We start from the raw sequence: 4,547 nt of genomic DNA on the forward strand, positions 1-4,547 counted from the left end.
GGGCGCGCTCTTCGCGCCGCTTCGTAGACACGCACGTAGACCTCTTGGCGCAGATCGCGGATTTCATCGTGATCGGGCCAATGGCGTTTGAGATAGTTCAGCAACGCGCCTTCGTGCGGCAGGACCTCCCGCGCGAACCACACTTTCAGGCTCTCATCCATCCCGCCACGATAACGTCAAAAACTGCCGGCAAACAGGGGGTTGAAGTCGTTTCCGGTAACTTCGAGTTTCATTCGTCTTATTGAAAATGCCCCTTGGACTCAGGGCGTCGTCACTCGGAACAGCTCCGTCCAATAAGGCAGCGCATACACGAAGAACTTCGGGTGATCCGTGACCGCCGCCACCGAGCCGTTTAACGTCTGGCCTCGCAATTTTAGCCGTATCGACACGGTGTGCGGGTAACGTTGCGTGTCGGCAGTCGAGATCTGACTCAACGCTTCGCCAGTGAGTTCGTCATTGTTGAACCTCGCACCGTTCAGCAGCGTCTCCAATGCGCCCGAGCCGCTGCCGACTTTCACATGAATGTCACCGGAGGCCAGCACCTTCATGCTCATGGGCAGGTCGCCTTCGTAAGTGTGGATCTTGCCTGCCCACACACCGAGCAACTCGGAGCTCGGTCGAAAGGCTGTCGCCGTCGCCGTCGACGTCGCAGCCGCAGCCGGTGGCATGGTCGACGGCCGCTGCGGCAGCAGGATTGCAAAGATTCGATCTCGAATCCGCTCCGCCCAGGCATCGCCACCGGCGTTCACCAGCACCACCACGCCGGTTTTGGTTTCCGGCACCATCGACATGTTGGTATTCACACCGGACATCGAACCGCCGTGTCCGATGAAGCGATAGCCGCCTCGTTCGCTGACGACCCAACCCACGCCGTAACGCGATCCCGGTTCGGCTCTCGGCGTCGCGCGTAGCACCAGCTGGTCGGTCATGTGATCGATCGACGCATCGTTCAAGATCGCGCGCTGCTGCGACTGTCGCTGCTTCAGGAAGAACATGCCAAAGCGTGCCAGATCGTGAGCACTCGAATACACCGCCGCGGAAGCGGGTTCGGCGAAGCCATAGTTGGGAATGGGTTCATTCGCATTGTCGTAACGAATGGCGGCGTACTGCGCCAGCCCCGCACCGATATCCACCGATGAATGCGTCATCCCGAGCGGCAGAAACACCGCTTCGCGCAGGTAATCCGCGTAGCTTCGTCCCGACACCTTTGCGATCAGTTCCCCCAGCACGCCGTAGCCGATGTTCGAATAACCATAGCGCTCGCCGGGCGGTGCCATCACGACGCCGTAGCGATGAATGGTCTGTTGCATGGAAGGAATCAAGCGGCGCTCATCGCCGTAGAAGAACTGCTCGCCCTCCGCCAGCCCCGACGTGTGATTCGCCACGCGCCTGACGGTAACTTGCTTGGGGTCGCCAATGCGCACGGTCACCGCATCTTCACCAAGGTAGTCGTTGATCGGCGCGTCGAGATCGACTTTGCCTTGTTGGACCAGCGTCATCAACGCCGTGGCGGTCATCGACTTGGACAACGAGGCCAGCGAGAACATCGTGTGCTCCGTGGCCGGAACGCGTCGCTCGCGATCCGCCCAGCCGAAGCCCTCTTCCCACACGATCTTGCCGTTCTGCCAGACCGCCAGCGACAGTCCCGCGACATTCTTGGCCTGCATCTCCTGCTGGATCGACTCACGTACGGACGCAAACCGGTCGGCTGGTGCAGCTCCCATCGACGCAGGCGCCGCCACGCTCGCGACAATCGCTACCAGCGCTCGAACTGTTCCATTCATCGTGATCCCCCACTGTGGCTCTACTAGAGACGCTCACGCAGGGGGATTCGTCCAAAATACGTACCGGTGCTACGGCTCCGGAGACTGCAGATCCGAAACGATGGCGCGGTGGTTCCAGCGATCGAGCAGCGTGAGCAAATCCGCTGTCGACATCGACACTGTCGCGGTATTGCGCAGAGGGTGCACATTGATGACGTCGGCAGCGCGAAAGCTCGCATCGATGACGACCTGAACCCGGCCTTCGCGGTCATTGATCACGGCCAGCGGCGACACCGCGCCGGGTCGAATGCCAAGCAGTTGTTCCATCGCCTCCGGCTTGCCGAACGAAAACTTGCGACTGGCCAGCTTGCGAGCCATGAGCTCCAATCCGTGCTCACGTAAGTGCCGAACGACACCCAAATATTCTTTGTTTTGAAATATGCCAGTGACATCCATCGCGCGCCCACCGCTGCAGCCGCTCAGCGGCATCCAGAGCCGCATTAAGATTCGCCTAAGCTCATGTCAGTACCATCGCGTTCGACATTCGCTTGGAAATCGACGCATGCACGCTCTGCGCTGGCCGCTACTGACCGTCCTCTGTTTGACCGCGCTACCGCCCGCCGTCTGGGCGGACGAAGAGGAAGAAGAGTCGATAGACACGATCGTGGTGACAGGCACCCGGAGCGGCAACCTGGTCCGGGACGAGCCGATCCGCGTGGAAGTGCTGCCTGAGGAAGAAATCGAAGAGAACCTGACAGTGCAGCCGGGCAATCTCTCCACGCTACTGAGCGAACTCGGCGGACTGCACATCCAATCGACAGCGCCTGGACTCGGCGGTGCGACGCTGCGCATGCGAGGCCTGTCCGGCCGCCATACATTGGTTTTGCAAGACGGCTTGCCGTTGCTCGGAGCGCAGACCGACGCATTTGGCCTGCTACAGACTCCGCCACTCGACCTAGCGCGCGTCGAAGTCATCAAAGGGGTGGGCTCCGCTCTTTATGGCGGCTCGGCATTGGGTGGCGTGCTGAACCTCGCGTCGCGCGCTCCGGGCGGCGAATCTGAAATGTTGTTGAATCGATCGTCGCGTGGCGCCACCGACGTCGTCGGGTTCTTCTCCGGCCCGCCGATTGCTGGACTGGGCTACACCCTCATCGCCGGCGCGCACGATCAGAGTCGTGAAGATCTGAATTCAGACGCCTGGGCAGATCTCGCCGGTTATCGACGCTACACCCTACGGCCGCGCGTGTTTTGGGAAGGCGACGCGGGGCAGTCGGTGTTTGCAACGGTCGGTTTCGTGGACGAGGATCGCTATGGCGGCACCATGCCGCGACGAACACTCGCCGACGGCAGCGCGTTTCGCGACTCGCTGCAGACACGTCGGATCGACGGCGGCATGACGATGCATTTCAACATCACAGGCGACCACGCACTCGATACACGCTGGTCCGCAACCCGGCTGGAACGAGAGCGCGACTTTGCCGCTCAACGAGTCGAAGACCGCCAGACGACGGCGTTTGCGGAAGGCACTCTGTCGGGCCATTCCCAGGGACACAAATGGCTGGCCGGACTGGCCGTGCAATACGAACAGCTGCGCTCCGTCGATGCACCTGACGCGCAGTTTCGTTACGTCGTACCGGCGATATTCGCGCAGGACGAATTCTCTCCCTCCGACTTGCTGACGCTCTCGGCGAGCGCACGCATCGACGACCACAACGAGTACGGCACCTTCTTCAGTCCTCGCCTTTCCGCCTTGCTACGTCCGCAGCCGGATTGGACCGTGCGCGCCTCGATCGGAAGTGGCTTTGCCGCACCGACACCAGTGATGGAGGAGATCGAAGCGACCAGCCTGCTGGCCCTGCTCCCAGTCGACGAGGCTCGCGCCGAGAAAGCGATGAGTTACTCGGTCGATGTTCAATGGCAGGAGGACAATTGGGAAATCAACGGCAGTTTGTTCGGTTCGCAGATTCGCGAGCCGCTGACGATCCGGTCAGCGCTGCAGCCTGGCAGGCTGGAACTCATCAACGCTGACGGGCCCAGACGCGTGCTTGGCGCTGAATTGCTGGTTCGCTACGTCAACGGTCTGTTGCATGTGATCGGCAGCTCTACCTACCTCGACGTCACGGAAGCCGCGCCGGGCGGCGGTCGGCGCGATTCGGATCTCATTCCTGAATTTGCCGCTGAGCTGGTGGCGCTCATCGAAGATGAAGATCGCGGCCGGATTGGCGTGGAAGTGTCGTACACCGGCCGACAACGGTTGTTCGACAATCCCTATCGCAGCGTCGGCCGCCCTTACTTCGAGATCAGCGCATTGGCGCAGATCAAACTCGGTCGAGTCGCGGTGTTCCTGAACGCCATCAATCTCACCAATGTGCGACAGACGAATTTCGATCCCTTGCTACTGGTGACGCCGTCTGCTACAGGCGAGAGAATCACGGATGTCTGGGCACCGCTCGCTGGGCGCACGTTCAATCTCGGCGTGAAACTGGAGTTGTAGCACGGCTCGAAGCTAGCGCCTGCTTGGGAAACTGGACCGCTGCGCACAGGCCCACTCCCAAGCAGGAGTCACTCAATTCGAATGTCGCACCGTGCAACTCGGCAATACGGCGCACGATCGACAACCCCAATCCATAACCGCTGGTGTCGGCGCTGGCGCGACGAAATCGCTGTAACACCGCGACACGTTCTTCGAGCGCGATGCCCGGCCCGGAATCATGGATTTCAAGTCGCGGCCCCACATCGGTCACAGCCACGCGAACTTGCACGCGTCCACTGCTTGGCGTGTAG

At 61.1% G+C, this 4,547-nt stretch carries 4 protein-coding genes; 1 reads left to right on the plus strand and 3 read right to left on the minus strand.

Annotation, left to right across the window (positions count from 1 at the left end; translation table 11 throughout):
• Positions 1-260 precede the first annotated feature (260 nt).
• Entirely contained in the window at positions 261-1,784 is a 1,524-nt protein-coding gene (locus JNL55_RS00050) for a serine hydrolase domain-containing protein (protein WP_293848044.1), read from the minus strand.
• Between the two features lie 69 nt (positions 1,785-1,853).
• A complete protein-coding gene (locus tag JNL55_RS00055; RefSeq protein ID WP_293848045.1) occupies positions 1,854-2,264 on the minus strand; it encodes a YbaK/EbsC family protein in 411 nt (136 codons plus the stop codon).
• Positions 2,265-2,325: 61 nt separating this feature from the next.
• On the opposite strand from JNL55_RS00055, the gene JNL55_RS00060 reads away from it, so the two are divergent.
• Entirely contained in the window at positions 2,326-4,257 is a 1,932-nt protein-coding gene (locus JNL55_RS00060; RefSeq protein WP_293848046.1) for a TonB-dependent receptor plug domain-containing protein, read from the plus strand.
• On the opposite strand, the gene JNL55_RS00065 is transcribed toward JNL55_RS00060, so the two are convergent.
• Positions 4,229-4,547, minus strand: a 319-nt coding sequence (locus JNL55_RS00065) for a sensor histidine kinase (RefSeq protein ID WP_293848047.1), incomplete at its 5' end; no start/stop codon positions are given. The genes JNL55_RS00060 and JNL55_RS00065 overlap by 29 nt on opposite strands.

The organism is Steroidobacter sp. (genome assembly GCF_016790065.1).
GTDB lineage: Bacteria > Pseudomonadota > Gammaproteobacteria > Steroidobacterales > Steroidobacteraceae > Steroidobacter.

What these genes read in the sequence shown, in the direction of transcription:
- JNL55_RS00050 (WP_293848044.1), bottom strand. Translation starts at nt 1,784, where the DNA reads ATGAATGGAACAGTTCGAGCGCTGGTAGCGATTGTCGCGAGCGTGGCG.
- JNL55_RS00055 (WP_293848045.1), bottom strand. Translation starts at nt 2,264, where the DNA reads ATGCGGCTCTGGATGCCGCTGAGCGGCTGCAGCGGTGGGCGCGCGATG.
- JNL55_RS00060 (WP_293848046.1), top strand. Translation starts at nt 2,326, where the DNA reads ATGCACGCTCTGCGCTGGCCGCTACTGACCGTCCTCTGTTTGACCGCG.